A 26,690-nucleotide genomic window follows, 5' to 3' on the forward strand; every position below is an offset into this window, starting at 1 on the left:
CAAGCAACATCGCGGGGGTGATTAGCTCAGCCGGGAGAGCATCTGCCTTACAAGCAGAGGGTCGGCGGTTCGATCCCGTCATCACCCACCACTTCCTGAGCGTTCCTGGTGCAGGAAGCTTCGAAAGAAGCAGATAGCCAGAGAGGAACAAGGCCTGATAAGCCACGACGTAAGTCACTATGCGCAGCGGTAGTTCAGTCGGTTAGAATACCGGCCTGTCACGCCGGGGGTCGCGGGTTCGAGTCCCGTCCGCTGCGCCACTTTTTAGTAACAGATGGGTGCCTTGCACCGGTCTGAGACCGAAAGGCAAATATGCCTGAGGTCGATCCCAGTTTCAATCGGGCGCAAGCCTGAACGATACGCAGCGGTAGTTCAGTCGGTTAGAATACCGGCCTGTCACGCCGGGGGTCGCGGGTTCGAGTCCCGTCCGCTGCGCCATCTTCGCTTCGAAGCCCCTTGAACGCTTCGAAGCAACAAAAAGAGCGATCAACGTGTCGCTTTTTTTGTGCCTGACTTCACTGTGCCCTTGGCCAGTAAGCGGGCAACAGGTTTCAACTGGGCGCAAGCCCAAGCGATACGCAGCGGTAGTTCAGTCGGTTAGAATACCGGCCTGTCACGCCGGGGGTCGCGGGTTCGAGTCCCGTCCGCTGCGCCATCTTCGCCTCGAGGCCCCTTGAACGCCTCGAAGCAACGTGAAAAGCGACCTTAGGGTCGCTTTTTTCGTTTTCACGCCCCGCCAGTGCACATTTACACGAAGCTGACAGACTCTTCACGGATGAACGGTTTCAGTGCCCGTGCGCAGTGATGCACAATAGGCACCTTCTCGACTTACCCGGAATACGCAATGACCAGATCATCCGTCTTTGGTGCGCTCGGGCTGGCCCTGGTGCTGGCGGGCGTGACCGGTTGTTCCTCGAAAAAAGCCGCCATCTACGAGCACGAGAACTTCGATGACTCGGGCACCTTCTCGCGCAGCTTCCCGGTGACCGATGCCGGCTCCTGCGAGGCCGCACGCCGCGCCTTGCTCAGCCAGGGTTACATCATTACCAGCAGCGGCGCCAACCAGGTGACCGGCAACAAGAGCTTTCAGCAGAACAGCGAAAACCACCTGCAGATCAGCTTCAACGTTACCTGCGCACCCGACGTGAGCGACGAGCAGCGCTCGACCATGTTCGCCAACGCCCTGCAGGACCGCTACAGCCTGAAGAAATCCAACACTTCCGCCAGCCTTGGCGTGGGCGTGCTGGGTTCGGTGTCCATGCCGATAGGCTCCAGTGATGACTCGATGGTCAAGGTCGCCAGTGAGACGGTGACGGCGGCGCAGTTCTACGACCGTTACTTCGCACTGGTAGAGAGCTATCTGCCGAAGCCGAAGAAGGCCAGCAAGGCTAAGGCCAAAGTCGAGCCTGAGGCGACCGCCCCCAAGGTTGAAAAACCAGCGGTAGACCTGGGGTTGCCGGAGCAGGCGGCTGCAGCGCCTGTGGCCGCTCCTGTAACGCCCGCGGCTGAAACCACACCAGCGGCTGAAAACACGCCTGCAGCTGCCGCCGTTGCCCCCGCCAGCGAAGTGCCAGCGGCGCCAGCGGCCAATGACAGCCAGGGGTCCCAGCCAGTAGCGCCGCCCGCCGAACCTGCGCCTATCCAGGTGCAGCAGGAGGCACAGCCTGCAGAGCCCGCACCCGCGGCGCTCTGACACATTCCCTGTTACAGACAGGCGGCGATAACGCCGTCGATACCTGCTACGTTTACTTCTCATGAGCTTGTCATCATTCCTTCACCCAACCTGCTTAGGTTGAAGGCGACATCTACGAAGACAAATGAGAAAAGAGGACGCAGGGCAATGGATGAATATCAGGAAGAGCTGCTCGAGTTCCAGGCATACGAACTGGACCCCCCGGAACCCGCCGACGACGCCACCGAGCTTTAGCCGGCCTGCCGCTGACTGCGGCGAAACTCCCCCGGCGTGAGGCCGGTCCAGCGCTTGAATGCGCGCTGGAAAGCCTCTGCCGAAGCAAACCCCAACAGATAAGCGATTTCGCCGAAAGCCAGCTCCGTGTCACGGATGTAGGTTTCGGCCAGGTCGCGCCGTGTCTCGTTCAACACGTCGCGAAAACGCGTCCCTTCTTCGGCCAGCTTGCGCCGCAATGTCCAGGTCGGCAACTGCAGGCTCAGCGCCACTTCGTCCAGGTCCGGTTCGCGGCCGCCATTGAGCAGTGGGCCGAGCAGGTGCGTGATGCGTTCACCCAGGCTGCGCACCCGCGTGCGCTGCTGCAACTCCGCTTCGCAAAGCTGAAGCAGGTGCTGCCAAGTGCTCGGGCAGTGCTGCGGGTTGGCCATCTGCAGGGTGGCGCGGCTCAGGCGCAGTTGATTACCGTCGGCGCCGAACTGCACTGGGGTGCTGCACAGCGCCTGGTATTGGGCGGCATAGGGCGGCGCGGCAAATTCAATTTCAAGCCGTTCGGCCTGCAGCACAGTCCCCGCCAGGTCGCCCAGTTGCGCGAGCCAGCCGGCGAGCAGGGAGTCGACCACGAAGCGGTTGTAGGTGTTGTAGGGGCTGATGGAGTAAAACCGCAGCCAGGCGCCTTGGGCATCTTCCTGAAAGCGCGAGTGGCCCCGGTAGTTGGCAGCGTACAGCGGCTCAAAGCGCAACAAGGTGCGCGCCGCTTCGCCCACGGTGGGCGCCTGGGCCGCGGTGATGCCCGCAAGGCCTGCATGCGCCAGGCGGCTGAGCCGGCCCATGTGCAGGCCCAGCGCCGGCTCGGCGCACAGCGCGATGGCGGCATGCCCAAGGTGCATGTAACGCGGGATCGACAGGCGGGCTCCGGCTTCGGCCAGGCGTGCCGCATCCAGGCCATAGCGTTGCAGCAGGGGCGCAGGGTCGTGGCCCAGCATGCGCAGGGCCTCGGCCAGTGGCTGGACAAACCCTACCGACAGATCACCCAGGCGCACGCGGGGGCGGGCCACGGGGTTACAACCACAGGTTCAGCAGGCGGGCGCCATGGCTGGGGTTGCCCGCCAGCAGTTGACCCGACTGATGGGCGAAGCCCTGGCCATCGCTGGCCTGTTCCCAGAACTGCCCACGCATGAACACGCTCATGCTGCTGACGTCTTCGCCAGCGGCCTGGGTCAGGCGTTGCCAGGCGTTTTGTTCGCTGACTTCGCCACGCTTGAGGGCGAGTTCGGCCGCCGCGTCCTGATGGCGATTGCCACGCCATGGCGCCTCCCAGCTGCCTTTGCCACTGAGGAATACCGGGTTGGCGATCAATTGCACGGATTGTTGTGTCAGTTGCTGGTGGTTTTCCGGGTACCAGCTGTCACTGCCGACCAGCACGCCCAGGCGCCCGGCCGGGGTTTGCAGCACCTGCAGCGGTTGCTGGCGGCCATCATGGATGAAGCGGCGCGTTTCGCTGTCCGGGTACTGCTGACGCTGTGGCTGGCCCAGCAGCGAGCCGTCGCCGGCAAACACCACGCTGCTGTTGTACAGCGGGCCATTGCCGGCGTGCAGCACGCCTTGTTTGACATAGGGGGCCGGCAGCACGATGGAGCCGGCCACCAGGGTGACGCCAAACTCCTTGGCCAGGCCACCGAACAACTGCTGATAATCGGCGGCCATCTGCTCGGCCTTCATGCGCAGGTGGGCGTCGCTGCGCCAGTCGTCGGCGTTGGCGCGCAGCATGGCCAGGCCATAGCGCAGCGGGTTGCTCAGTTCCAGCCATTGCAAGGCCTCGCGGCTCTGCGTGACTTGGTACAGCTCGTTCTTTTCACCCCGTGCCCACAGCCAGGTACCGATGTGCTCAGGCAGCACCACCACCGTACGTGGGCCGACCAGCCCCTGTACGCGAGCCTGCTGCAAATAGGCCGAAAGCTTGCGGTGCAGGCGTTGCAGGTTCTGGTAGTCACTGGGGTAGAGCAGCGGTTCGACGCCAAGCAAATTGCCTCGCTCACCGGGCACGCCATGGTTGAGCGCCAGCTCGATGCGCAGGTCGGAAAGGTAGTGGCCTTCCGGGCGCTGCTGGGTCCAGAAGCCGTAGCCGCACAGGGCGGCAATCATCACCAGCGCCAGGGCGCTTGCCAGAAGTTTTCGCATGAAGCGGTACAGCGCCTTGGAAGTTGGAGTTGTGTAGGGTAGCCCTGCTGTACGGGAGGATCAATAAGTTGTCAGTTTCGATCATTGAGGCCGTTCAAACAGCTGTTTAATGTCAGTGGCAGATAAACGACGGGGCCCGCCAGCTGGCGAGGCACCCGCATTCCGTGATCACGCCACATGGGGACATTCCATGGCTGCCGACCGTTATCCGCACCTGCTCGCACCGCTTGACCTGGGCTTCACCACCTTGCGCAACCGCACCCTGATGGGCTCGATGCACACGGGCCTTGAAGAACGCCCCGGCGGCTTCGAGCGCATGGCGGCCTATTTTGCCGAGCGCGCCCGTGGCGGCGTCGGCCTGATAGTCACCGGCGGTATCGCTCCGAATGACGAGGGCGGCGTCTATTCCGGCGCTGCAAAGCTCAGCACCGAGGAAGAGGCCGACAAGCACCGCATCGTGACCGAGGCGGTGCATGCCGCTGGCGGCAAGATCTGCCTGCAGATCCTCCATGCCGGGCGCTATGCCTACAGCCCGCGCCAGGTCGCGCCCAGCGCGATCCAGGCGCCGATCAACCCGTTCAAGCCCAAAGAACTGGACGAAGCAGGCATCGAGAAACAGATCGCCGACTTCGTCAATTGCGCCGCGCTGGCTCAGAGGGCCGGCTATGACGGCGTCGAGATCATGGGTTCGGAAGGCTACTTCATCAACCAGTTCCTGGCCGCCCACACCAACCACCGCACCGACCGCTGGGGGGGTAGCTATGAAAACCGCATGCGCCTGGCCGTCGAGATCGTCAGCCGTGTGCGCGGCGCGGTGGGCCCGAACTTCATCATCATCTTCCGCCTGTCGATGCTCGACCTGGTCGAAGGGGGCAGCACCTGGGACGAAATCGAGGTGCTGGCCAAGGCCATCGAGCAGGCGGGGGCGACCCTGATCAACACCGGTATCGGGTGGCACGAAGCGCGTATCCCGACCATCGCCACCAAAGTGCCGCGGGCGGCGTTCAGCAAGGTCACCGCCAAGCTGCGTGGCACCGTGAGCATTCCGCTGATCACCACCAACCGCATCAACACCCCGGAAGTGGCCGAGGCGGTGCTCGCCGAAGGCGATGCCGACATGGTTTCGATGGCCCGGCCGTTCCTGGCCGACCCGGACTTCGTCAACAAGGCCGCTGCCGGGCGCGCTGACGAGATCAACACCTGCATCGGTTGCAACCAAGCCTGCCTGGACCACACCTTCGGCGGCAAGCTGACCAGTTGCCTGGTCAACCCGCGCGCCTGCCACGAGACCGAACTCAACTACCTGCCTGTGCGCACCGTGAAGCGTATTGCCGTTGTCGGTGCTGGCCCGGCCGGCCTGGCTGCCGCCACCGTGGCCGCCGAGCGGGGCCACCAGGTGACCTTGTTCGATGCCGCTGGCGAGATCGGCGGGCAGTTCAACGTGGCCAAGCGGGTGCCTGGCAAGGAAGAGTTCTTCGAGACCCTGCGCTATTTCCGTAACAAGCTGAGCAGCACTGGCGTAGACCTGCGCCTGAACACCCGCGTCGATGTACAGGCGCTGGTGGACGGCGGCTTCGACGAGGTCATCCTGGCCACCGGCATCGCGCCGCGTACGCCGGCGATCCCGGGGGTCGAGCATGCCAAGGTGCTCAGCTACCTGGACGTGCTGCTCCAGCGTAAGCCAGTCGGCCAGGCTGTCGCGGTGATTGGCGCGGGTGGCATCGGTTTCGATGTGTCCGAATACCTGGTGCACCAGGGCGTGGCCAGCAGCCAGGACCGCGAGGCGTTCTGGAAAGAGTGGGGCATCGACACCCAGCTCGAGGCCCGCGGTGGTGTGGCCGGCATCAAGGCTGCGCCGCACGCGCCGGCACGCCAGGTGTATCTGCTGCAGCGCAAGCAGTCCAAGGTTGGCGACGGGTTGGGCAAGACCACCGGCTGGATCCACCGGACGGGGCTGAAGAACAAGCAGGTGCAGATGCTCAACGGCGTGGAGTACCTGGGTATCGATGATGCCGGCTTGCATATTCGGGTCGGTGGCGGTGAGCCGCAATTGCTGGCGGTGGACAACGTGGTGATCTGTGCCGGGCAGGAGCCGCTGCGAGAGCTGCAAGAAGGCTTGCTGGCGGCAGGCCAGTCGGTGCACTTGATTGGTGGCGCGGATGTGGCGGCCGAGCTGGATGCCAAGCGGGCGATCAACCAAGGCTCGCGGTTGGCTGCCGAGCTTTGAGATAGCCGGGGGCCGCGAAGCGGCCCCCGATGTTCGCTGATAAACTGAAGCCTTCGCTTCAGGCCCCGTTCCATGTCTATCGATTTTCTCGACCTGCCCCAGGCTCCTCTACACCCCTTGAACCTGCCCTGGCTACAAAACGCCAAGGTCGAAGTCGCCATCCTGCGCCTGGACCTGATCGACCCCCTGATCAGCGGCAACAAGTGGTTCAAGCTGCGCCACCACCTCCAGCACGCTCATGAATCAGGTGCCCCTGGCCTGATCAGCCTCGGCGGCAGCCACTCCAACCACCTTCATGCCCTGGCCGCTGCCGGCAAACGCTTTGGCTTCGCCACGGCCGGCCTGCTGCGTGGCCACCCCCAGGACACGCCCACGGTGCGCGATCTGCAGACGTTGGGCATGCACGTGCACTGGCTCGGCTATGGTGGCTACCGCGCCCGTCATGAGGCGGGTTTCTGGCAACCCTGGCAGGCACGTTACCCTGGTTGGCACTGCATTCCCGAAGGCGGCGGCGGCTTGGCCGGCGCGCAGGGTTGCGGGTTGATCGTCGCGCAGGCGCGCGCGCAACTGGCCGAGATCGGTTGGGACGATTACAGCGCCTGGTGGCTGGCCGTGGGTACCGGTACAACGTTGGCCGGCCTGGTGCTGGAAGAGGCGGGCGCGCATGACGTGCACGGCGCGCTGGCGGTGCCCCGCGATCACGGCGTGCCGGACGTTGTGATGGATCTGGCCGGCGGCAGTGGCTATCAACTGCATGATGCCTGCCGAGGCGGTTTCGCTCGGATTGACGACGAACTGCTGGCGTTCATCGACGCTTGCGAGCGGCACACAGGCGTGCCGCTGGAAGCGCTCTACACCGGCAAGGCCCTGCTGGCGCTACGCGAGCAGGTCGAGGCCGGCCTGTTCGCGCCCGGCACCCGCCTGATCGTGCTGCATACCGGCGGCCTGCAAGGCCGGCGCGGTTATTTGTAGGGCAGCATGCGCAGCAGCGTGTTGTCGCGCTGCACGTAGTGGTGATATAGCCCGGCCAATGCATGCAGGCCGATCAGCCAGTAACCCCAGCTGCCGATACGTTCATGCCAGCCTTTGATGAATTTGGCCTGGTCTGGGTCCGCGCCGATGAGGTGTGGCAGTTCCAGCCCGTAGAAGGGGACTGGCTTGTCGGCGGCGCTCAAGATCAGCCAGCCGGCCAGGGGCAGGCCGATCATCAGCAGGTACAGCGCCAGGTGCATCAGGTGGGCAAGGCCGGTCTGCCAGGCCGGTGGCTTGGGCAGGATGGGCGGGGTGGGGCGGCTCAGGCGCACGGCCAGGCGCAGCCAGACCAGCACGAATACGGTCAGGCCCAGCATGAAGTGCAGGTCCTTCATCAGATTGCGCTCGGCGCTGTCCTTGGGGAACAGGCCGCGAAACTCGATGCAGGCGTATACGACGGCCAGTAGCACCAGCATCAGCCAATGCAGGGCGATGGACAGGCGCGCGTAATGTTGTGTGGGGGTAGATGAAACCATGGAGGATCCTCGTCATCAGGTCTTGTAGTGGCGCTCTTGGTGGCGCTCAGCACTCACTGTATCCGCTTGAGGGAACCAATCTTTGCTCCAGGTCGGTGAAAATTGTGTTGCTTGTACCGGCCTCTTCGCGGGCAGAATCATCGCGTGGGCAAAAGTGGCCAGCTATCAGCCACCAAAAACACCCGCTCCACTTCATGCCAGGCACCCTCGGCTTCTTGCTCCAGCCTGACCAGCATCTGCGCCGGCGCATGCTCATCCAGCCCCTGCAGCCAGGCCCCGAACTGCAGTGCCGTCCAGCACTCATTTGCCTCGACCCGCGCCGGTGCCAGCCAGGCATCGCGAGGCAAAGGCTGCCAGCGTTCGCCAGTGGCCATCGACCAATCCCGCCGCCGCAACCAGCGCCCGCGCAGGTGCAGTGGGTTGGCCCCCGCGGGCGGTTCTGCCTGCCCAGGCCAGGGGTAGAACAGGTAACCGGCCAGCCACAGATGCGCCTGCACCTGCTGCACGCCAAGCCCGGCCAGGGCTGCGCGGCTCTGTGCGCCACTGGACATCGGCAACTGATGCCCAGTCAGGTGCGCCAGTTTGATCCCCAGCCGGTCATGGCAACCTGGGCCAAGCCATTGCGTCGGGTCTCGGCCATCGCTGTGGGTCGGCCCCAGGTAAAACTTGATGGCCAACTCGAAATGCTGCACCCCCTCGTCATCCCGCAACAGAATGTCCAGCTCACCCAACGTCTGCCCGCCTGCGCGAATCGCCAGGTTTGCCGCCAGCAACTCAAGGCCCGGCGCCTGGCCCAGGGCGAACTGCCAGAGGCATTCGTAGTACAGGCCCAGCCGCCGACTGGTCAGCCGCGCCAGCCTGTCGCGCAGCGGTTGCTCATTGGCATCCAGCGCCAGCAGCCAGGCTTTCAGGCGTTGCGGATCATCGGCCCAGGCGCTGCCGGCCAACGGGTGGCGCTGGGGGCAGGGCGGGGCGCTCAGCAGCGGGGGCGACAGCAATGTCCAGGCCAGGTCGCGCACGGCAGGGCGGCGCAACTGGCGAGGCAAGTCGTGGAGTTCGGCGAAAGGCATCATCCAGCGAGCATAGCCGGTTTGCCGCTACCCGGTCGTTTCGCCCATAATCGGCGCATAGTCACCCGCCGCAGAGCCTCGCAGGAGCCCCATGGAGCAATTTCGCAATATCGGTATCATCGGACGCCTTGGCAGCTCGCAGGTGCTCGACACCATTCGCCGACTGAAAAAATTCCTCCTCGAGCGCCACCTGCACGTGATCCTCGAGGACACCATCGCCGAAGTCCTGCCCGGCCACGGCCTGCAGACGTCCACGCGCAAGCTGTTGGGCGAGGTCTGCGACCTGGTCATCGTCGTCGGCGGTGACGGCAGCCTGCTCGGCGCCGCCCGCGCGCTGGCCCGGCACAACATCCCGGTGCTCGGCATCAACCGCGGCAACTTGGGCTTTCTCACCGACATCCGCCCTGACGAGCTGGAAGAAAAGGTCGCCGAAGTGCTCGACGGCCACTACCTGGTGGAAAACCGCTTCCTGCTGCAGGCCGAAGTGCGCCGTCACCACGAGGCCATCGGCCAGGGCGACGCGCTCAACGACGTGGTCTTGCACCCCGGCAAGTCGACGCGGATGATCGAGTTCGAAATCTACATCGACGGCCAGTTCGTCTGCAGCCAGAAGGCCGACGGCCTGATCGTCGCCACCCCGACCGGCTCGACCGCCTATGCGTTGTCGGCCGGCGGCCCGATCATGCACCCCAAGCTCGACGCTATCGTCATCGTGCCGATGTACCCGCATACCCTGTCGGGCCGGCCGATCGTGGTGGACGGCAACAGCGAACTGAAGATTGTCGTGGCCAAGGACCTGCAGATTTACCCGCAGGTGTCCTGTGACGGCCAGAACCACTTCACCTGCGCCCCTGGCGACACCATCACGGTGAGCAAGAAGCCGCAGAAACTGCGCCTGATCCACCCGCTGGACCATAACTACTACGAAGTGTGCCGTACCAAACTCGGCTGGGGCAGCCGCCTTGGAAGCAGGGACGACTGATGCTCGATCCGGCGCGAAGTTTTGACATCATCGGTGACGTGCATGGCTGTGCGCTGACCCTTGAACGCTTGCTCGACGCCCTCGGTTACAAGCGTGTGGCCGGCGTCTGGCGTCACCCGCGGCGCCAGGCATTGTTCCTGGGCGACATCGTCGATCGTGGGCCGCGCATCCGCGAGGCATTGCACATCGTCCACGACATGGTCGAGGCCGGCCAGGCGTTCTGCATCATGGGCAACCATGAGTACAACGCCCTGGGCTGGGTCACCCCGGCGCTGCCCGGCAGCGGCAAGGCCCATGTGCGCGAACACACGCCACGCCACGCCCGGCTGATTGACGAGACCCTCACGCAGTTCGCCCACCACCCCGGCGACTGGCATGACTTCGTCAACTGGTTCTACGAACTGCCGCTGTTCGTCGACGCCGGGCGTTTCCGCCTGGTGCATGCCTGCTGGGACCCACGGCTGATCGAGCCGCTGCGCCAGCAATACCCGGATGGGCGCATCGACGAACATTTCATCCAGGCCTCGGCTGTGCCCGGCAGCTTTGCCGCCACCGTGTGCAATCGCCTGCTGCGGGGCACCGACATGCGCCTGCCGGACGGCTTGACCCTGACCGGTGGCGATGGCCTGACCCGCGCCTTCTTCCGCACCAAGTTCTGGGAAGAAGACCCGCAAACCTATGGCGACATCGTGTTCCAGCCCGATGCGCTGCCTGAAGCCGTCGCCAGCACGCCACTGAGCCATACCCAGAAGAACGCCTTGCTGCGCTATGCCGAGGACGAGCCTTTGTTGTTCGTCGGCCACTACTGGCGCAGCGGCCGCCCGGCGCCGATCCGCGACAACCTGGCCTGCCTCGACTACAGCGCGGTGCTTTACGGCAAGCTGGTCGCCTATCGGCTGGATGATGAAACCCGTATCGACCCGCACAAGTTCGTCTGGGTCGACGTCGACCGCCCACAGGCCAATCAATGAACATAATCGAAGTGATGCGCCTGCCGCTGTCGGTCGACCTCAGCGGCTTCGTGCACCTGCTGCAACGCTTGCAGGTGCCACACCGGGTCAGTGAAGAAGGTGAAGTCCAGGTGCTGTGGGCCCCCGACACGCTGGCCCAGGATGTGCTGCAACTCTACCAGCGCTATCCCGACGGTAACGCCGACCTTGAGCTTGCGCAGGCCCCTGTGGAAGGGGATTCAGCCGCGAGTGCCCCCACACAACCCTCCCTCAAAGACCAGGTCAAAGCCTGCAAGGTCACCGCCGCTGTCCTGCTGCTGTGCTTCATCGTTGCCGGCATCACCGGCCTTGGCGACAACTTCTCGACCATTGGCTGGTTCACCTTCCTCGACTTCCGCGTGCAGGGCGACTACCTGTACTTCACCCCACTGGCCCAAGGCCTCGCCGAAGGCCAATGGTGGCGCCTGGTGTCGCCGATGCTGCTGCATTTCGGCGTGCTGCACCTGGCCATGAACAGCCTGTGGTACTGGGAACTGGGCAAACGCATCGAGCTGCGCCAGGGGCCATGGCTGTTGCTGGGCCTGACCCTGTTGTTCAGCCTGGTTTCCAACCTGGCCCAGCACTACACCAGTGGCGCGAGCCTGTTCGGCGGCCTTTCTGGGGTGCTGTACGGCCTGCTCGGGCACATCTGGCTGTACCAGTGGCTGGCGCCCAACCCGCACTTCAACCTGCCCAAGGGCGTGCTGGTGATGATGCTCATCTGGCTGGTGGTGTGCCTGACCGGCGTGGTCGGCCAGCTCGGCTTCGGCCAAATCGCCAACGCCGCCCACGTCGGCGGTCTGCTCATCGGATGCCTGACAGGGCTCTTGGGTGGCGGCATGGCCCGGCGTAAACTGTCGGCTTGAATTAGGAGACGCTATGTCCACTTTCGCGCAAATGATCGAAAACATTACTCCCGAGATCTACGAGAGCCTGAAAACGGCCGTGGAAATCGGCAAATGGTCCGATGGCCGCAAGCTCACTGCCGAGCAGAAAGAGCTGTCGCTGCAGGCGGTGATCGCCTGGGAAATGAAAAACCTCCCCGAAGACCAGCGTACCGGCTACATGGGGCCGCAAGAGTGCGCCTCGAAGTCTGCGCCAATCGCTAACATTCTGTTCAAGTCGGACTCGGTACATTGATCGAACTCGCTCGTGGCTCTTTGAGCAAGATGGCGGTGCGCCTTGAAGCACCGGTCGTGCAATACAGCTTTCGCCTGGGTGAAGAGCAGGTACCGGTCAACCCGTTGATCGGCCAGCGCTTGCGCCTCGAGTACCTCGGCGCCATTCACTGCAGCCATTGCGGCAAGCGCACCAAGACCAGCTTCAGCCAGGGTTATTGCTACCCGTGCATGACCAAGCTGGCCCAGTGCGACGTGTGCATCATGGCCCCGGAACGCTGCCACTATGACGCCGGCACCTGCCGCGAACCGTCCTGGGGCGAGCAGTTCTGCATGACCGACCACGTCGTCTACCTGGCCAACTCGTCAGGGGTCAAGGTCGGCATTACCCGCGCCACCCAGTTGCCCACCCGTTGGCTCGACCAGGGTGCCAGCCAGGCGCTACCGATCATGCGCGTGGCCACCCGCCAGCAATCGGGCCTGGTCGAAGACGTGCTGCGTAGCCAGGTACCGGACCGCACCAACTGGCGCGCTCTGCTCAAGGGTGACGCCGAAGCGCTGGACCTGGTGGCCATTCGTGAACAGATCTTCGATGCCTGTGCCGACGGCCTGCGCGAGCTGCAAGGGCGCTTCGGCTTACAGGCGATCCAGCCGCTGCCGGATGCCGAAGTGGTGCAGATGCGTTACCCGGTCGAGGCCTACCCGACGAAGATCGTCAGCTTCAACCTGGACAAGAACCCGGTAGTGGAAGGCACGCTGCTGGGCATCAAGGGCCAGTACCTGATCTTCGACACCGGCGTGATCAACATTCGCAAGTACACGGCCTACCAGTTGGCCGTGCTCCAGTAAAAAGGACCTGCACATGCGTACCGAACAACCGCAAGTGATCTACCTCAAGGACTACCAGGCGCCCGAGTACCTGATCGACGAGACGCACCTGACCTTCGAGCTGTTCGAGGACCACACCCTGGTCCATGCGCAACTGGTCATGCGCCGCAACCCGGCACGCGGTGCCGGCCTGCCGCCGTTGGTGCTCGACGGCCAGCAGCTTGAGCTGCTGCGCGCTTCGCTGGACGATGCCGAGCTGCAGGCGAGCGATTACCAGCTCGAAGCCGACAGCCTGACCGTGCAGCCCAAGGCCGAGCGTTTCACCCTCGACACCAGCGTGAAGATCCACCCCGAGAGCAACACCGCGCTGGAAGGCCTGTACAAGTCCGGCAAGATGTTCTGCACCCAGTGCGAGGCCGAGGGCTTCCGCAAGATCACCTACTACCTCGACCGCCCGGACGTGATGAGCACCTTCACCACCACGGTGATCGCCGAGCAGCATCGCTACCCGGTGCTGTTATCCAACGGTAACCCCATCGGCAGCGGGCCGGCAGAAGACGGCCGCCATTGGGCAACGTGGGAAGACCCGTTCATGAAACCGGCCTACCTGTTCGCCTTGGTGGCAGGTGACCTCTGGTGCGTCGAGGACAATTTCGTGCGCCAGTCGGGCCGCGATGTGACCCTGCGCATCTACGTCGAACCCGAGAACATCGACAAGTGTGACCACGCCATGGTCAGCCTGAAGAAGTCCATGCGCTGGGACGAAGAAGTCTATGGCCGTGAGTACGACCTGGACATCTTCATGATTGTCGCGGTCAACGACTTCAACATGGGCGCCATGGAAAACAAGGGCCTGAACATCTTCAACTCCAGCTGCGTGCTGGCCCGGGCCGAAACCGCCACCGACGCCGCCCACCAGCGTGTCGAAGGCGTGGTGGCCCACGAGTACTTCCACAACTGGTCGGGCAACCGCGTCACCTGCCGTGACTGGTTCCAGCTGTCGCTCAAGGAAGGCTTCACGGTGTTCCGCGACGCCGAGTTCAGCGCCGACATGAACTCGCGCACGGTCAAACGCATCGAAGACGTCGCTTACCTGCGGACCCACCAGTTCGCCGAAGATGCCGGCCCCATGGCCCACCCGGTACGCCCGGACAGCTTCATCGAAATCTCCAACTTCTACACCCTGACTGTGTACGAAAAGGGTGCCGAGGTTGTACGCATGGTCCGCACCCTGCTGGGGGCCGAGGGCTTCCGCAAGGGCAGCGACCTGTACTTCGAACGCCACGATGGCCAGGCGGTGACCACCGACGACTTCATCAAGGCCATGGAAGATGCCAACGGTGTTGACCTGACCCAGTTCAAACGCTGGTACAACCAAGCGGGCACGCCGCGCCTGGAGGTCAGCGAAGCGTATGATGCAGGCGCCCAGACTTACAGCCTGACCTTCCGCCAGAGCTGCCCGCAGACCCCGGACAAGGCCGAGAAGCTGCCGTTCGTGATCCCGGTCGAGCTGGGCCTGCTGGATGCCGAAGGCAACGACCTGCCGCTGCGCCTGGCGGGTGAAGCCGCGGCTGGCGGCACCAGCCGCGTGCTGTCGGTGACCGAGGCGGAGCAAACCTTCACCTTCGAAGGCCTCACGGCCAAGCCGCTGCCCTCGCTGCTGCGAGGCTTCAGCGCGCCGGTGAAGTTGAGCTTCCCGTACGACCGCGACCAGCTGATGTTCCTCATGCAGCACGACAGCGATGGTTTCAACCGCTGGGAAGCGGGCCAACAGCTGTCGGTGCAGGTGCTGCAAGAACTGATCGGCCAGCATCAACGTGGCGAAGCGTTGAAGCTCGACCCGCGCCTGATCACCGCCCTTGGTACCGTGCTGGGCAACGAATCGCTGGACGCCGCCATGGTCGCCGAGATGCTCTCGCTGCCAGGCGAAGCCTACCTCACCGAAATCAGCCAGGTAGCTGACGTCGATGCCATTCACGCCGCCCGCGAGTTCGCCCGCCAGCAGATCGCCGAGCAGCTGTTCGATGGCCTGTGGGCCCGCTACCAGGCGCACCGCGAGGTCTCGCGCAGCACGGCCTACGTCGCCGCGGCCGAGCACTTCGCCCGCCGCAGCCTGCAGAACATCGCCCTGTCGTACCTGATGCAGAGCGGCAAGCCGCAGGTGCTGGAGGCGACCCTGGAGCAGTTCGACCAGTGCGACAACATGACCGAGCGCCTGACCGCATTGGCGGTGCTGGTCAACTCGCCGTTCGAAGCCGAGCGGGCCAAGGCGCTGGAAACCTTCGCCGAGCACTTCAAGGACAACCCGTTGGTCATGGACCAGTGGTTCAGCGTGCAGGCCGCCAGTTCGCTGCCAGGCGGGCTGGCGCGGGTCAAGGCGCTGATGCAGCACCCGGCGTTCACCCTGAAAAACCCGAACAAGGTGCGGGCGTTGGTGGGGGCGTTTGCCGGGCAGAACCTGGTCAACTTCCATGCGGCCGATGGTTCGGGTTATCGCTTCCTGGCGGACCTGGTGATCGAGCTGAATGCGCTGAACCCGCAGATTGCCTCGCGCCAATTGGCCCCGCTGACCCGCTGGCGCAAGTACGACGACGCGCGTCAGGCGCTGATGAAGGGTGAGCTGGAGCGGATTCTGGCTTCTGGGGCGCTGTCCAGTGATGTGTATGAGGTGGTGAGCAAGAGCTTGGCGTGAGTTCTCGATAGCCTGAACGGGCCCTTTCGCGGGACAAGCCCGCTCCCACAGGTACTGTGCAACTTTCTGGGGCAGTCCAGGTATTGTGCAAAACCTGTGGGAGCGGGCTTGTCCCGCGAAGCTTTTGGGCGGTTAACAAAACATAACGTCCCGCTCGTTGTATTCCCGCAACCTTCCCCGCTACGATCCCCTCAAGCTATTGCAGGCCTCTACCACAGGCATTTCGCAGTACCTGCAAGGCATTGACCCACTAAGAACAACAAACAGGGGACGGTCATGAGGGAGCAGCTGATGGCGCAGACCAGGCGTGGAGCCTGGCCGCTGGCCGCCGGTGCGATGCTGGCGCTGGCATTGGGCATGTGGACGGGCAGTGTCGAAGCCGCTGCCGCCGACGAATACTCGACCGAATCGGCCAAGGCCAGTCAGAGCCTGCTGATCGACGCCGCCCAGGCCGGCAAGCGTCTGGTGGTGGTCGGTGATCGCGGTCATATCCTGTTCTCCGACGACCAGGGCAAGACCTGGACCCAGGCCCGGGTACCCACCCGGCAACTGCTCACCGCTGTGTTCTTCTTCGACGACAAGCGCGGCTGGGCTGTCGGCCACGATGCGCAGATCCTCGCCAGCACTGATGGCGGCGCGACCTGGAGCAAGCAATTCGAAGACCTGGCCCGCGAAGCCCCGCTGCTCGACGTCACCTTCCTCGACGCCCAGCACGGTTTTGCCGTGGGTGCCTATGGCGCACTGCTGGAAACCACCGACGGCGGCCAGCACTGGCAGGACGTTGCCGAGCGCCTGGACAACGCCGACCAACTGCACCTTAACGGCATCGCCGTAATCAAGGACGCCGGCCTGTTCATCGTCGGCGAGCAGGGCAGCATGTTCCGCTCAGGCGACAACGGCCAGACCTGGGCCAAGGTCGACGGCCCTTACGAGGGCTCGCTGTTCGGTGTGATGGGCACCGCCCAGCCTAAGACGCTGTTGGCCTATGGCCTGCGCGGCAACTTGTTCCGTTCTACCGACTTCGGCGACAGCTGGCAGCCGATCGAACTCAAGGCCGCGCGCGGCACGCTCGAATTCGGCCTGGCAAGCGCTACGCTTGTCGAGGATGGCAGCGTGGTGCTGGTCGGTAACGGCGGCAGCGTGTTGCGCAGCCATGACGACGGGCAAACCTTCAGCGTCTACAACCGTGCCGACCGCATCGCCCTGGCCGGCGTCACCGGCCTGACAACCGGCGGCTTGTTGCTGGTGGGGCAGGGGGGCGTGCACCTGGCCACCGCCGAAGGCGCCGACCAGGCTGCCAAGGAGGCGCGTCCATGACCAGCAGGGAGAGCATCACCATGCACCCGCATCACCAGGACAAGGCCACGCTGCTCGAACGCCTGATCTTCAACAACCGCCCCGTGGTTATCGCCCTGTGCGTGCTGGTCAGCATCTTCCTGTTCTGGCAGGCCACGCAGATCCGCCCCTCAACCAGTTTCGAGAAGATGATCCCGCTCGAGCACCCGTTCATCGAACAGATGATGGAGCACCGCAACGACCTGGCCAACCTCGGCAACACCGTGCGTATTTCGGTCGAGGCGGTCAACGGTGACATCTTCGACAAGGACTACATGGAGACCCTGCGCCAGATCCATGACGAGGTGTTCTACATCCCCGGCGTCGACCGCGCCGGGCTGAAGTCGCTGTGGAGCCCCAGCGTGCGCTGGACCGAGGTGACCGAAGAGGGCTTCTCCGGTGGCGAGGTGATCCCCAATACCTACAACGGCTCGGCCGAAAGCCTCGATGCCTTGCGCGACAACGTGCTCAAGTCCGGCCAGGTCGGGCGCCTGGTGGGCAACAACTTCAAGTCCAGCATCGTCGATGTGCCGCTGCTGGAGAGCTACCCCGACCCGCAGGACCAAGGCAAGCAGGTCAAGCTCGACTACCAGCAGTTCTCGCACCTGCTCGAAGAGAAGATCCGCGACAAGTTCCAGGCGCAGAACCCCAACGTGAAGATCCATATCGTCGGCTTCGCCAAGAAGGTCGGCGACCTGATCGACGGCCTGGTGATGGTGGCGATGTTCTTCGGCGTGGCCCTGGGCATCACCTGGGTGCTGCTGTACTGGTTTACCTGGTGCATCCGCAGCACTATCGCTGTGCTCATCACCACCCTGGTGGCGGTGGTCTGGCAGCTGGGCTTGATGCATGCGGTGGGCTTCGGCCTCGACCCGTATTCGATGCTGGTACCCTTCCTGATCTTCGCCATCGGCATTTCCCACGGGGTGCAGAAGATCAACGGCATCGCCTTGCAGTCGAGCGGCGCCGACAACGCACTGACCGCTGCCCGGCGCACGTTCCGCCAGCTGTTCCTGCCGGGGATGATCGCCATCCTTGCTGACGCAGTGGGCTTCATCACCCTGTTGATCATCGACATCGGGGTCATTCGCGAGCTGGCCATCGGCGCCTCGATCGGCGTCGCGGTGATCGTCTTTACCAACCTGATCCTGCTGCCGGTGGCGATTTCCTATGTCGGCATCAGCAAGAAGGCGGTGGAGCGCAGCAAGAAGGACGCGACCCGTGAGCACCCGTTCTGGCGCCTGCTGTCCAACTTCGCCAGTGCCAAGGTGGCGCCGGTGTCTGTTGCCGTGGCCTTGGTGATGTTCGCCGGTGGCCTCTGGTACAGCCAGAACCTGAAAATCGGCGACCTCGACCAGGGCGCGCCAGAGCTGCGCCCGGACTCGCGCTACAACCAGGACAACAACTTCATCATCAGCAACTATTCGACCAGCTCGGACGTGCTGGTGATCATGGTCAAGACGCCGTCGGAAAGCTGCTCGATCCACTCGACCATGGCGCCGATAGACGAGCTGATGTGGACCATGGAGAACACCCCGGGCGTGCAGTCGGCGATCTCGCTGGTGACCGTGTCCAAGCAGGTGATCAAGGGCATGAACGAGGGCAGCCTGAAATGGGAGACCCTGTCGCGCAACCCGGACATCCTCAACAACTCCATCGCCCGCGCCGACGGCCTGTACAACGCCGACTGCTCACTGGCACCGGTGCTGGTGTTCCTCAACGACCACAAGGCCGAGACCCTGGAGCGCGTCACTGCCGCCGCCAAGGCCTTTGCAGACAGCCACAACAAAGAGGGCCTGCAGTTCCTGCTGGCAGCCGGTAACGCCGGGATCGAGGCGGCCACCAACGAGGTGATCAAGTCGGCCGAACTGACCATTCTGGTGCTGGTGTACATCTGCGTCGCGGTGATGTGCCTGATCACCTTCCGCTCGTTTGCCGCAACCCTGTGTATCGTCCTGCCGCTGGTGCTGACCTCGGTGCTGGGCAATGCGCTGATGGCCTACATGGGCATTGGCGTGAAGGTTGCGACGTTGCCGGTGGTGGCCTTGGGTGTGGGCATCGGCGTGGACTATGGCATCTACATCTACAGCCGCCTGGAAAGCTTCCTGCGTGCAGGCCTGCCGTTGCAGGAAGCCTATTACGAAACCCTGCGCTCGACCGGCAAGGCGGTGTTGTTCACCGGGTTATGCCTGGCCATTGGTGTGTGCACCTGGATCTTCTCGGCGATCAAGTTCCAGGCCGACATGGGCTTGATGCTGACCTTCATGCTGCTGTGGAACATGTTCGGTGCGCTGTGGCTGTTGCCGGCGCTGGCGCGGTTCCTGATCAAGCCTGAGAAGATGGTGGGCAAGGAGGGCGGGTCCATTTTTGCCCATTAAGTGAGGGGGCTGTAGAGGGCCTGTGGGAGCGGGTTCACCCGCGAATACGGTGGTGCATTCGCCGACGCATTCGCGGGTAAACCCGCTCCCACAGGTGCCATGTCGCTATACTGTCGCTCTTTTCCCAATTGGTACCCTCATGTCCCCCCTCGCCACCGCCCTCCAAACCTGCGACATGCTGCTGATCGACGGCCTGCACGCCTTCGATTTCACGTCCAACGAGACCGGCCTGACCGTCGAATGCATGGACGGCCGCCAGCTGCGTCGCTGGAACTTCACCCCCGAGCAGATCGCTGCCGCCACCGCCACGGGCGACGAGTGGACGCTCAACGGTGCCCAGGGCGAGCATCGTCTAGTCTGTATGAGTGCCTTTCGCGCCCCGGATGAAGACCACGATGAACCGGATCTGGACGAGCCTGCTGACCGCTAGCCTGATGAGCCTGACAATCAACGCCCACGCCGCCACGCTGCTGGTGGGCAGCTACACCGATGGCCAGAGCCAAGGCATCTACCGCTACCTGTTCGACAGTAAGACAGGCCAGATCGCGCCGACGCCGCAACAGGTGGTCAAGAGCGAGAACCCTTCCTGGCTGGTGCTCTCGGCCGACCAACGGCAACTGTTCGCAGTCAACGAAACCGCGCAAGGCCACGTCAGCAGTTTCAGCGTGAGCCGCAAAGGCGAGATCAAACCGCTCAACCAGGTGGCCACCCGAGGCGATGAGCCGACCCACGCCAGCCTCAGTCGCGACCAGCGCTTCCTGTTCGTTGCCAACTACGCCGTCAAGCCAGACCCCGGCGGCAGCCTGGTGGTGATCCCGGTGGCCAAGGACGGCAAGCTCAAGGACGTGGTGCAGCAAGCCCGCCATAAACCAAGCGGCGTAAACCCCGAACGCCAGGCCGGCGCCCATGTGCACTCGCTGGTGCTGTCGCCGGACGGCCAGCACCTGTATGCCTGCGACCTGGGCGCCGACAAGGTGTTCATCTACCGTTACGACGGTGCCAGCACAGACCACCCGCTCACGCCGGCGATACCGGCGTCGGTGGCCCTGCCGCCGGGCAGCGGCCCGCGTCACCTGCTGTTCGACGCCAAGGGGCGACACGCCTACCTGACACTGGAAATGAGCGCCGAGGTGGTGGTGTTCGACGTCCAGGAAGGCAACCTGGTCGAGCGCCAGCGTCTGCCCCTGACGGACCACCAGGACGCTGCGGCCAAGGCCGCTGGCGGCCTGCACCTGTCGGCGGATGGGCGCTTCTTGTACGTGAGCAATCGCGGCACGGCCAACGAGATCGTGGCCTTCAGCGTGGGCAAGGACGATGGCCAGTTGGCGTTCTTGCAACGCCGTTCGGTGGAGGGCGATCACCCTCGGGAATTTACCCTCGACCCTAGCGACAACTTCCTGTTGGTGGCCAACCAGAAGAGTGACCAGATCGTGGTCATGCGCCGTGACCCGCGTAGCGGCAAGCTCGGTGAGACAGTACAGACGCTGGCGCAGGCTGCGCCGTCGGACCTGAAGTTCATCGAGTGACGCCAGGTGTTCGGCGTTCGTTTTTGGGCGTTCTTGAGATCGAGCGCCGCCCGCGCGGCGCTTCGCAGCACAAGGCTGCTCCTACATTTGTTTCGGGCCAGTCACGCCTGTGAAGGCGGCGCGCGACCGCCCTGTAGGAGCAGCCTTGTATTGCGAAGCGCCGCGCGGGCGGCGCTCGACCTCAAAACTACTCAAGCATGCCCGCCGGACACTGCCAGCTATCGCGCCATCACTGCCTTGAACAGATCCGACCCCAGCCAGCCCTCCAGCCAGCTCCGCACCCACGGATAAGCCGCCTCGGCGAACCACTGCGGTTCGACCCCGGCAAACTGGCGCATCAGGGGCAGCAAGGCGGCATCGGCAAGGCTCGGGTGATCGGCCAGCAGGTACGCACGCCCTTCGAGCAAAGCCTCGAGCTCCACCAACCAGGCTTCGGCCTGCTGGCGGTAGTGCTCGCGGCTATGTTCGGGGTAGCGCTCGGCGTACTTGTACAGGTTCACCTGCGCCTTGAACGTGCTGTCGTTTCGGGCGATCAGCGCCTCAGCCTGTTGCGCCGCCGCAGGGTCGGTCAGTAGCTGCCAGTCTTGCGGGTCGTTGCGTTGCAGTGCCCAGCGCATGATGTCCAGGCTTTCTTCCAGCACACCTGCCCCGGTGTCCAGCACCGGCACCGTGCCCTTGGGCGACAAGGCCAGCAGCGCGGCGGGCTTGTGCTTCATCGCCACTTCTTCGATCTGCACCTCGCACCCGGCGTAGCGCAAGGCCAGGCGCGCGCGCATGGCCCAAGGGCAGCGGCGGAACGAGTAGAGGATCACCCGCACACCTCGACGTCACTCAGGCCGTTGCCCTGGCGGCGTACCTGGATCTGCACCGGGATCCGCTCATGCATCTCCTGCACGTGGGAGATCACCGCCACCTTGCGGCCTTGCGCCTGCAGGCCGTCGAGGGCATCCATGGCCAGTTGCAGCGACTCTGGGTCGAGGCTGCCGAAGCCTTCGTCGATGAACAATGATTCGATGCGCAAGGTGCTCGACGCCATCGACGCCAGGCCAAGGGCCAGGGCCAGCGAGACCAGGAAGGTTTCACCGCCCGACAGCGAATGCACCGAGCGCAGCTCGTCGCCCATCTCGGTGTCCAGCACCAGCAGGCCGAGGGCGCTGCCGCCACGTTTCAGGCGGTAACGACGCGCCAGCTGGCGCAATTGGCTGTTGGCATGGTGCAGCAGCAGGTCGAGGTTGTAACCCTGGGCGATCTTGCGGAACACATCGCCAGAGGCCGAGCCGATCAGCGCATTGAGCCGCGCCCAGCGCTGCCACTGCTGATGGGCGTGCTCGATTTCCGTGGCCAGGGCCTGGTACGCCTGTTGACGGCGCTGGTCTTCGGCTTGGGCGGCGCGCAGCTCGGCGCACTGCTGTTCATGGTTGGCCAGCACTTCGCGTAGCTCGAGCAACGACTGCTCCAGGTCTTCGGCCGTGGCTTCGACACTGGCTTGCGCGGCATGTTGCTGCAGCCGCTGTTCACGCTCCTGCAACAGTACGCGGCCTTGTTCGATAGCCTTTTCCGCCGCCTGCAGGTGCTGGCGCAGTTCAGCCATTTGCGCGTCGTCCATGCCCAGCAAGCGGTCCAGGCCACTGTCGTCCAGCTCGGGGTGTTCGGCGCGCCAGTGGGCGATTTCCCCCTGCAACTGCTGGTGCTCCTGTTCGAGCGCCTGTTGGCGGGCGATGTTGGCCTTGAGTTCGCCGGCCAGTTGCAGGGCTTGGGTGCGGGCGTGTTGCAGGCGCTCGGCCGTTTCGGCCTCGCTTGTGCGGGCCTGCTCCACCTGCTGTTCCAGATGGCGCTGCCAGTCTTCGGCGCGCGGGTGGTCACCGAGCAACTCGGCCAATGCGGCGCGGGCTTTTTCCATCTGCTCGGCCAGCCCGTTGATCTGCTGCTGCAGGTCTTGCTGGCGCTGCACGCGGGTGTGTTGCTGATCGAGCAGGCGCTCCAGCTGTTGCTGGCGTTGCTGTTGTTCCTGCAGTTCGTCCTTTTGCTGGTCCAGCTGTTGCTGGCGCTGGGCGATCTGCTGGTCAAGGCTGAGGAAGGCGTGCGCTGGCTCGTCGTGCAGTGCCTGCAACACAGGCGCTGGCAGCAGGGTGGCGAAATCAGCCAGGGCCTGTTCGAGGCGTTCCTGGTCGGCGGCCAGGGCTTGATGCTGTTGGTCCAGGCGGCGCTGGGCCTGCTGTTGGGCTTCGCTGGCAGCCTGCAACTGCTGGTTCAGGCGGGCGGCATCGCGTTGCAGGGTCAGCAGGGTGGCCTGGCGTTTTTCGTCCCGGGCAATCTCTTGGTCGAGGCGCTGCAACTGGCTGTCCAGCCAACCACTGCGGGCCTTGCCTTCATGGGCGCTGAGGGCGGGCCACAAGGCATGGGCGGCGAGTTGGCCGGCCAATGGCTGCAATTGCTCGTTCAGTTGCGCCTGTTGGTGCTGGTACTCCTTGATCTGGCCGTTGACCACACCCACCTGGGTACGCAGTTCGATCAGGCGGGTATTGAATTGCTCAACCTGAGCCAGGGCCGTGGCTTCTTCGGCCTGGTCATGCCGGCCAAGGCTCTGCAGCAGCGCTTCAGGCTGGTGGAAGGGGTGTTCGGCGCTGCCGCAAACCGGGCACGGTTCGCCATCGTGCAACTGCGCACGCAGTTCTTCGACGCTGGTGTTGCGTGCCAGACGCTGGCGTTCCAGCAGTTGCCGGGTCAGTGCCAGCGCCTGCTCGGCGGCTTCCAGCTCGGCCTTGGCGGCAGTGCCTTCGCCAATCAGTTGCTGGCGTTGCTGCAGGGCCTGTTGCTGGCGTTCGCGCAGCGACTGAATACCTTGTTGCAGCTCCTGCTCGCGGGCGTGCAGGCGCGACAGTTCTTCCACGGCGCGTTGTTGCTTGCGGTTTTCTTGCAGCATGCCACCCAGCAGGTCGAGCTGCTCGGCCAGGGCCTGAGGCTCTGCTGCGGCTTCGCGGAACAACACGTCGAGGGCGTCGCGCTGTTCCTGCAGTTGCGCATTGGCCTGGCTGGCCTGGGCCTGCAGGCCGGGCAGCTCTTCGCGGCCCTGGTTCAGGCGGTTGCCGATTTGCAGCAACTGTTGCAGCTGCGGGCGATAGGCCTGCCAGGCGTTGGTCAGGGCGGCCAGGGGCGCACTGTCAGCCAGGGCTGCTTCAATGTGGGCCAGTTGCTGCTGGCCGCGCTGCTGGTGCTCGGCCAGTTGCTGCAATTGTTGCTGCAGCTCGGCTGCGGCCAGGTCGGCCTGCTGGCCGGTTTCGCGCGCCTTGACCAGTTCCTGTTCCAGGCGGGTGAGGGTGTCTTGCTCGGCGAACGCCTGGCGCAAGCGTGGGGCGTTTTCGCCTTGGCTGGCCTGGGCCTGGCTCAGCGCCTGGCGGGCTGATTCGAGGGCCTGCTCCAGTTCGCCGGTGTGGTTTTGCAGGTCGCTTTGCTGGCGCTGTTGTGCGTCGAGCTCGCTGGCCAGTGGCGCGCGTTGCGCGGCCAAGGCCTGCTGCCGGTGGAACTGGTGGCGCTGTGGCGCCAGGCGCTCCAGGCGTTGCAGGTCCAGGCGCTGTTCGGCCAGCTGCTGCCAGGCCTGTTCGGCGGCCTGCAGGGTTGCATGGGCTTCGGCCTGCTGTACCTGCAGCAGGCGCTGCTCATTGAGCCAGCCACGCTGCTGCTCCAACTGGCGCTCACGCGCCTGGTCGGCCTTGAATTGCTGCTGCGCCTGCTCCAGGCGTTGGTCGAGCTCGGCGCGGGCTTCGGCCAGCAGCGGCAGCAGGTGGCTGGCACGGTCTTTCAGGGCGTTGTGCGTTTCACCGGCCTCGCGGGCCTTGCTGAAGGCGCGTTGGCCAAGGCGGGTGTAGATCGCCGTATTGGTGAGCTTTTCCAGCAGCTCGCTGCGTTCCTTGTCGTCGGCCTTGAGGAACGCACCGAACTCGCTCTGGGCCAGCATCACTGCGCGGGTGAACTGCTCGAAATTCAGGCCCAGGCGTGCTTCGACCAGTTGCTTGTATTCGTTCTTGCCGCTGGCCAGCACCTGCTCGCTGTCCAGGTCATAGAAGCTCTGGCGGCTGTGTTGCAGCTTGCCATTGGCCTTGTCGCGGGCGCGGTTGGCCTCCCAGCGGGCGCGGTAGCGACGGCCATCGATGCCGACGAAGTCGACTTCGGCAAAACCGCTGCCCGTGCCGCGGCGCACCAGGTTGCGCGGGTCCGAGGTCGGGATCTCGCCGTCGGCGTCCGGTACCTTGGCTTCGCGGCCGATGTCGTTGAGCCGCGGCACGGTGCCGAACAGGGCCAGGCACAGGGCATCGAGCAGCGTGCTCTTGCCGGCGCCGGTTGGCCCGGTGATGGCGAACAGGCCGGCGCTGGCCAGGGGCTCGGCGGTGAAGTCGATGTCGATTGGGCCGGCCAGGGATGCCAGGTTCTTCAGGCGGATGGCGAGAATCTTCATGGCTGTTCCTCTTCCAGCTGGACGTCCTGCAAGAGCAGGGCGAAATCGGCCAGGGCCTGCTCATCGGCGGGGTTGCCGTAGGCCTGTTCCCAGGCGCGGCTGAACAGATCCTGCGGGGTCATCTGGGACAGTTCGACGAAGGCCAGGTCGTCGTCCTCGGCACTCGTGCGCCCGGCGTATTCGGCGCTGATGCGGATCAGCCGCACGGCCTTGCCTTGCAGCGCCCCCTCGACTTGCTGACGCAGGTCGGGTTGCGGTTCGTCCAGCACCACACGCACTTCGAGCCAGGGCTGACGATTGGGGTCTTCGAGCAAGTCGATCACCGGCAGCTCAGCCAGCTGTACCAGCAACTCGCCGAGCGGCGCCGGGCCAATGCGTTGCAGGGCCACGGCGCGGGGCACCAGGCGCGGCTCGACGCTGACCAGCTCGGCGCCGTCCAGCTCCACCTCCAGCACCTGGTGCGGGTAGTTGATTTCGGCAAACGACAGCGGGATCGGCGAGCCGCTGTAGCGAATGCGCGCTTCGCGGTTGACCTTCTGCGGCTTGTGCAGGTGGCCCAGGGCGACATAGCTGATGGCCTTGTCGAACAGCTTGGCCGGCAGGGCCTCTGCGTTGCCGATGATCAGGCTGCGCTCAGAGTCCTCGGACACCGCACCCCCGGCCATGTGGGCATGGCTGATGGCGACCAGCGCCTGGTCCTTCTTGCGCTTTTGCTGGGCAGCGGCAATCAGTTGCTGGTGCACCTGGGTGATGCCGTGCAGGTAATCGTCACCCAACTGCGGGCCGGTCACTTCTGCCGGGCGCAGGAAGGGCAGGGCCAGGCACCAGGCGCTGACCTTGCCGCGGGCGTTGGTCAGCGGGATCAGCAGGCGCTCGGCATCCAGCTGGCCTTCATCGAGCCAGTGCACACGGCCCAAGGCGTGGGTGCGCAGGCGGCGCATGAGCGCGGCGGGCAGTTCGATGCGTGAGCCGGAGTCGTGGTTGCCGGCGATCATCACGATGTCCAGCTTGGGCTGTTGCTCATGCGCTTGGACGATGAAGTCGTAGAGGCGCTCCTGGGCTTTGACCGGTGGGTTGACCGTGTCGAAGATGTCGCCAGCGATCAGCAGCGCATCCGGCTGGCGCAGGTGCAGCTGGCCGAGCAGCCAGTCGAGGAAGCAGGCGTGTTCGAAGTCGCGTTCCTGGCCGTGCAGGCTTTGGCCCAGGTGCCAGTCGGAGGTATGAAACAGACGCATGGATGACCTGTTGGTGTCGAGTCGAGCAAGCGGGGGGCTTGGCTTGGATGATGGGCGTTGCGCAGGGGGGTATGGTAACTCAATGGTGGGGGGAGGGGGCATGGCTGGGGGGATGTTGGCGGATTGCGTGTGGGGGCGCATGTCTTGAGTTTTGCAGTGCCTATGAGATCGAGCGCCGCCCGCGCGGCGCATCGCAGCACAAGGCTGCTCCCACATTTGTTTCGGGCCAGTGAGGCCTGGGAAATCTGCGCGCGACCGCCTT

Annotated in this window: 20 protein-coding genes and 4 tRNA genes; 17 read left to right on the plus strand and 7 right to left on the minus strand. The window is 64.4% G+C overall.

Annotated elements, in window-relative coordinates; translation table 11 throughout:
• Positions 1-15 precede the first annotated feature (15 nt).
• The 5 genes from GIB19_RS17855 to GIB19_RS17875 all read left to right on the plus strand — a co-directional run bounded on the left by GIB19_RS17855 (position 16) and on the right by GIB19_RS17875 (position 1,693).
• A tRNA-Val gene (locus GIB19_RS17855) sits at positions 16-91 on the plus strand.
• Between the two features lie 92 nt (positions 92-183).
• A tRNA-Asp gene (locus tag GIB19_RS17860) sits at positions 184-260 on the plus strand.
• 101 nt (positions 261-361) lie between these two features.
• Positions 362-438, plus strand: a tRNA-Asp gene (locus GIB19_RS17865).
• Positions 439-578: 140 nt separating this feature from the next.
• Positions 579-655, plus strand: a tRNA-Asp gene (locus GIB19_RS17870).
• 189 nt (positions 656-844) lie between these two features.
• Positions 845-1,693 (plus strand): DUF2242 domain-containing protein, encoded by an 849-nt coding sequence (locus GIB19_RS17875; RefSeq protein ID WP_274887396.1) that lies wholly within the window; start codon positions 845-847, stop codon positions 1,691-1,693.
• Between the two features lie 230 nt (positions 1,694-1,923).
• Here GIB19_RS17875 and GIB19_RS17880 read toward each other — a convergent pair whose 3' ends face one another.
• Both GIB19_RS17880 and GIB19_RS17885 read right to left on the minus strand, forming a co-directional pair.
• Positions 1,924-2,964, minus strand: coding sequence for an AraC family transcriptional regulator (locus tag GIB19_RS17880; RefSeq protein ID WP_099430084.1), 1,041 nt, complete (start codon positions 2,962-2,964; stop codon positions 1,924-1,926).
• Between the two features lie 4 nt (positions 2,965-2,968).
• Positions 2,969-4,087, minus strand: a complete 1,119-nt coding sequence (locus GIB19_RS17885; protein WP_027596715.1) for a nitrilase-related carbon-nitrogen hydrolase — start codon at positions 4,085-4,087, stop codon at positions 2,969-2,971.
• A gap of 190 nt (positions 4,088-4,277) precedes the next feature.
• Here GIB19_RS17885 and GIB19_RS17890 point away from each other — a divergent pair, with 190 nt between their 5' ends.
• Together GIB19_RS17890 and GIB19_RS17895 are read left to right on the plus strand one after the other, a co-directional pair.
• Positions 4,278-6,314: an NADPH-dependent 2,4-dienoyl-CoA reductase gene (locus tag GIB19_RS17890; RefSeq protein ID WP_274887397.1), complete on the plus strand. Its 2,037-nt coding sequence runs from the start codon at positions 4,278-4,280 to the stop codon at positions 6,312-6,314.
• 78 nt (positions 6,315-6,392) lie between these two features.
• Positions 6,393-7,286 (plus strand): 1-aminocyclopropane-1-carboxylate deaminase/D-cysteine desulfhydrase, encoded by an 894-nt coding sequence (locus tag GIB19_RS17895; RefSeq protein ID WP_274887453.1) that lies wholly within the window; start codon positions 6,393-6,395, stop codon positions 7,284-7,286.
• Here the strand turns inward: GIB19_RS17895 and cybB are convergent.
• Positions 7,277-7,822 carry a cytochrome b561 gene (gene cybB / locus GIB19_RS17900; RefSeq protein ID WP_099430082.1) on the minus strand — a complete coding sequence of 182 codons (546 nt, stop codon included), beginning with the start codon at positions 7,820-7,822 and terminating at the stop codon, positions 7,277-7,279. The two genes, GIB19_RS17895 and cybB, sit on opposite strands and share 10 nt — an antisense overlap.
• A 137-nt stretch (positions 7,823-7,959) precedes the next feature.
• Positions 7,960-8,895 carry a DUF1853 family protein gene (locus tag GIB19_RS17905; RefSeq protein ID WP_274887398.1) on the minus strand — a complete coding sequence of 312 codons (936 nt, stop codon included), beginning with the start codon at positions 8,893-8,895 and terminating at the stop codon, positions 7,960-7,962.
• 88 nt (positions 8,896-8,983) lie between these two features.
• On the opposite strand from GIB19_RS17905, the gene GIB19_RS17910 reads away from it, so the two are divergent.
• The 10 genes from GIB19_RS17910 to GIB19_RS17955 all read left to right on the plus strand — a co-directional run bounded on the left by GIB19_RS17910 (position 8,984) and on the right by GIB19_RS17955 (position 20,740).
• Positions 8,984-9,874, plus strand: a complete 891-nt coding sequence (locus GIB19_RS17910; RefSeq protein ID WP_027596710.1) for an NAD(+) kinase — start codon at positions 8,984-8,986, stop codon at positions 9,872-9,874.
• Positions 9,874-10,845, plus strand: a complete 972-nt coding sequence (locus GIB19_RS17915) for a metallophosphoesterase (protein ID WP_027596709.1) — start codon at positions 9,874-9,876, stop codon at positions 10,843-10,845. The genes GIB19_RS17910 and GIB19_RS17915 overlap by 1 nt, the downstream gene beginning before the upstream one ends.
• Complete coding sequence (locus GIB19_RS17920) at positions 10,842-11,729, plus strand: rhomboid family intramembrane serine protease (protein WP_027596708.1); 888 nt, start codon at positions 10,842-10,844, stop codon at positions 11,727-11,729. The genes GIB19_RS17915 and GIB19_RS17920 overlap by 4 nt, the downstream gene beginning before the upstream one ends.
• Before the next feature lie 13 nt (positions 11,730-11,742).
• Positions 11,743-12,003, plus strand: coding sequence for a YeaC family protein (locus GIB19_RS17925; RefSeq protein WP_051099822.1), 261 nt, complete (start codon positions 11,743-11,745; stop codon positions 12,001-12,003).
• Positions 12,000-12,830: a DUF2797 domain-containing protein gene (locus tag GIB19_RS17930; RefSeq protein WP_085273671.1), complete on the plus strand. Its 831-nt coding sequence runs from the start codon at positions 12,000-12,002 to the stop codon at positions 12,828-12,830. Before GIB19_RS17925 ends, GIB19_RS17930 begins: the two co-directional genes overlap by 4 nt.
• Before the next feature lie 13 nt (positions 12,831-12,843).
• Entirely contained in the window at positions 12,844-15,501 is a 2,658-nt protein-coding gene (gene pepN / locus GIB19_RS17935; RefSeq protein WP_274887402.1) for an aminopeptidase N, read from the plus strand.
• A gap of 276 nt (positions 15,502-15,777) precedes the next feature.
• Positions 15,778-16,818 (plus strand): WD40/YVTN/BNR-like repeat-containing protein, encoded by a 1,041-nt coding sequence (locus tag GIB19_RS17940; RefSeq protein ID WP_099430079.1) that lies wholly within the window; start codon positions 15,778-15,780, stop codon positions 16,816-16,818.
• 20 nt (positions 16,819-16,838) lie between these two features.
• Complete coding sequence (locus GIB19_RS17945; RefSeq protein ID WP_027596703.1) at positions 16,839-19,214, plus strand: efflux RND transporter permease subunit; 2,376 nt, start codon at positions 16,839-16,841, stop codon at positions 19,212-19,214.
• Between the two features lie 139 nt (positions 19,215-19,353).
• Complete coding sequence (locus GIB19_RS17950) at positions 19,354-19,644, plus strand: DUF5629 family protein (RefSeq protein WP_027596702.1); 291 nt, start codon at positions 19,354-19,356, stop codon at positions 19,642-19,644.
• Positions 19,610-20,740: a lactonase family protein gene (locus GIB19_RS17955; RefSeq protein WP_274887403.1), complete on the plus strand. Its 1,131-nt coding sequence runs from the start codon at positions 19,610-19,612 to the stop codon at positions 20,738-20,740. The genes GIB19_RS17950 and GIB19_RS17955 overlap by 35 nt, the downstream gene beginning before the upstream one ends.
• Positions 20,741-20,958: 218 nt before the next feature.
• On the opposite strand, the gene GIB19_RS17960 is transcribed toward GIB19_RS17955, so the two are convergent.
• Genes GIB19_RS17960 through GIB19_RS17970 form a run of 3 tightly spaced genes read right to left on the minus strand, consistent with a single transcriptional unit; the run spans position 20,959 to position 26,428 of the window.
• Positions 20,959-21,552 carry a glutathione S-transferase gene (locus GIB19_RS17960; protein WP_274887404.1) on the minus strand — a complete coding sequence of 198 codons (594 nt, stop codon included), beginning with the start codon at positions 21,550-21,552 and terminating at the stop codon, positions 20,959-20,961.
• A complete protein-coding gene (locus GIB19_RS17965; protein ID WP_099430075.1) occupies positions 21,549-25,193 on the minus strand; it encodes an AAA family ATPase in 3,645 nt (1,214 codons plus the stop codon). Before GIB19_RS17965 ends, GIB19_RS17960 begins: the two co-directional genes overlap by 4 nt.
• Complete coding sequence (locus tag GIB19_RS17970) at positions 25,190-26,428, minus strand: exonuclease SbcCD subunit D C-terminal domain-containing protein (protein ID WP_027596698.1); 1,239 nt, start codon at positions 26,426-26,428, stop codon at positions 25,190-25,192. The genes GIB19_RS17965 and GIB19_RS17970 overlap by 4 nt, the downstream gene beginning before the upstream one ends.
• Positions 26,429-26,690 lie beyond the last annotated feature (262 nt).

It is taken from the genome of Pseudomonas sp. ITEM 17296 (genome assembly GCF_028895205.1).
Lineage (GTDB): Bacteria > Pseudomonadota > Gammaproteobacteria > Pseudomonadales > Pseudomonadaceae > Aquipseudomonas > Aquipseudomonas kermanshahensis.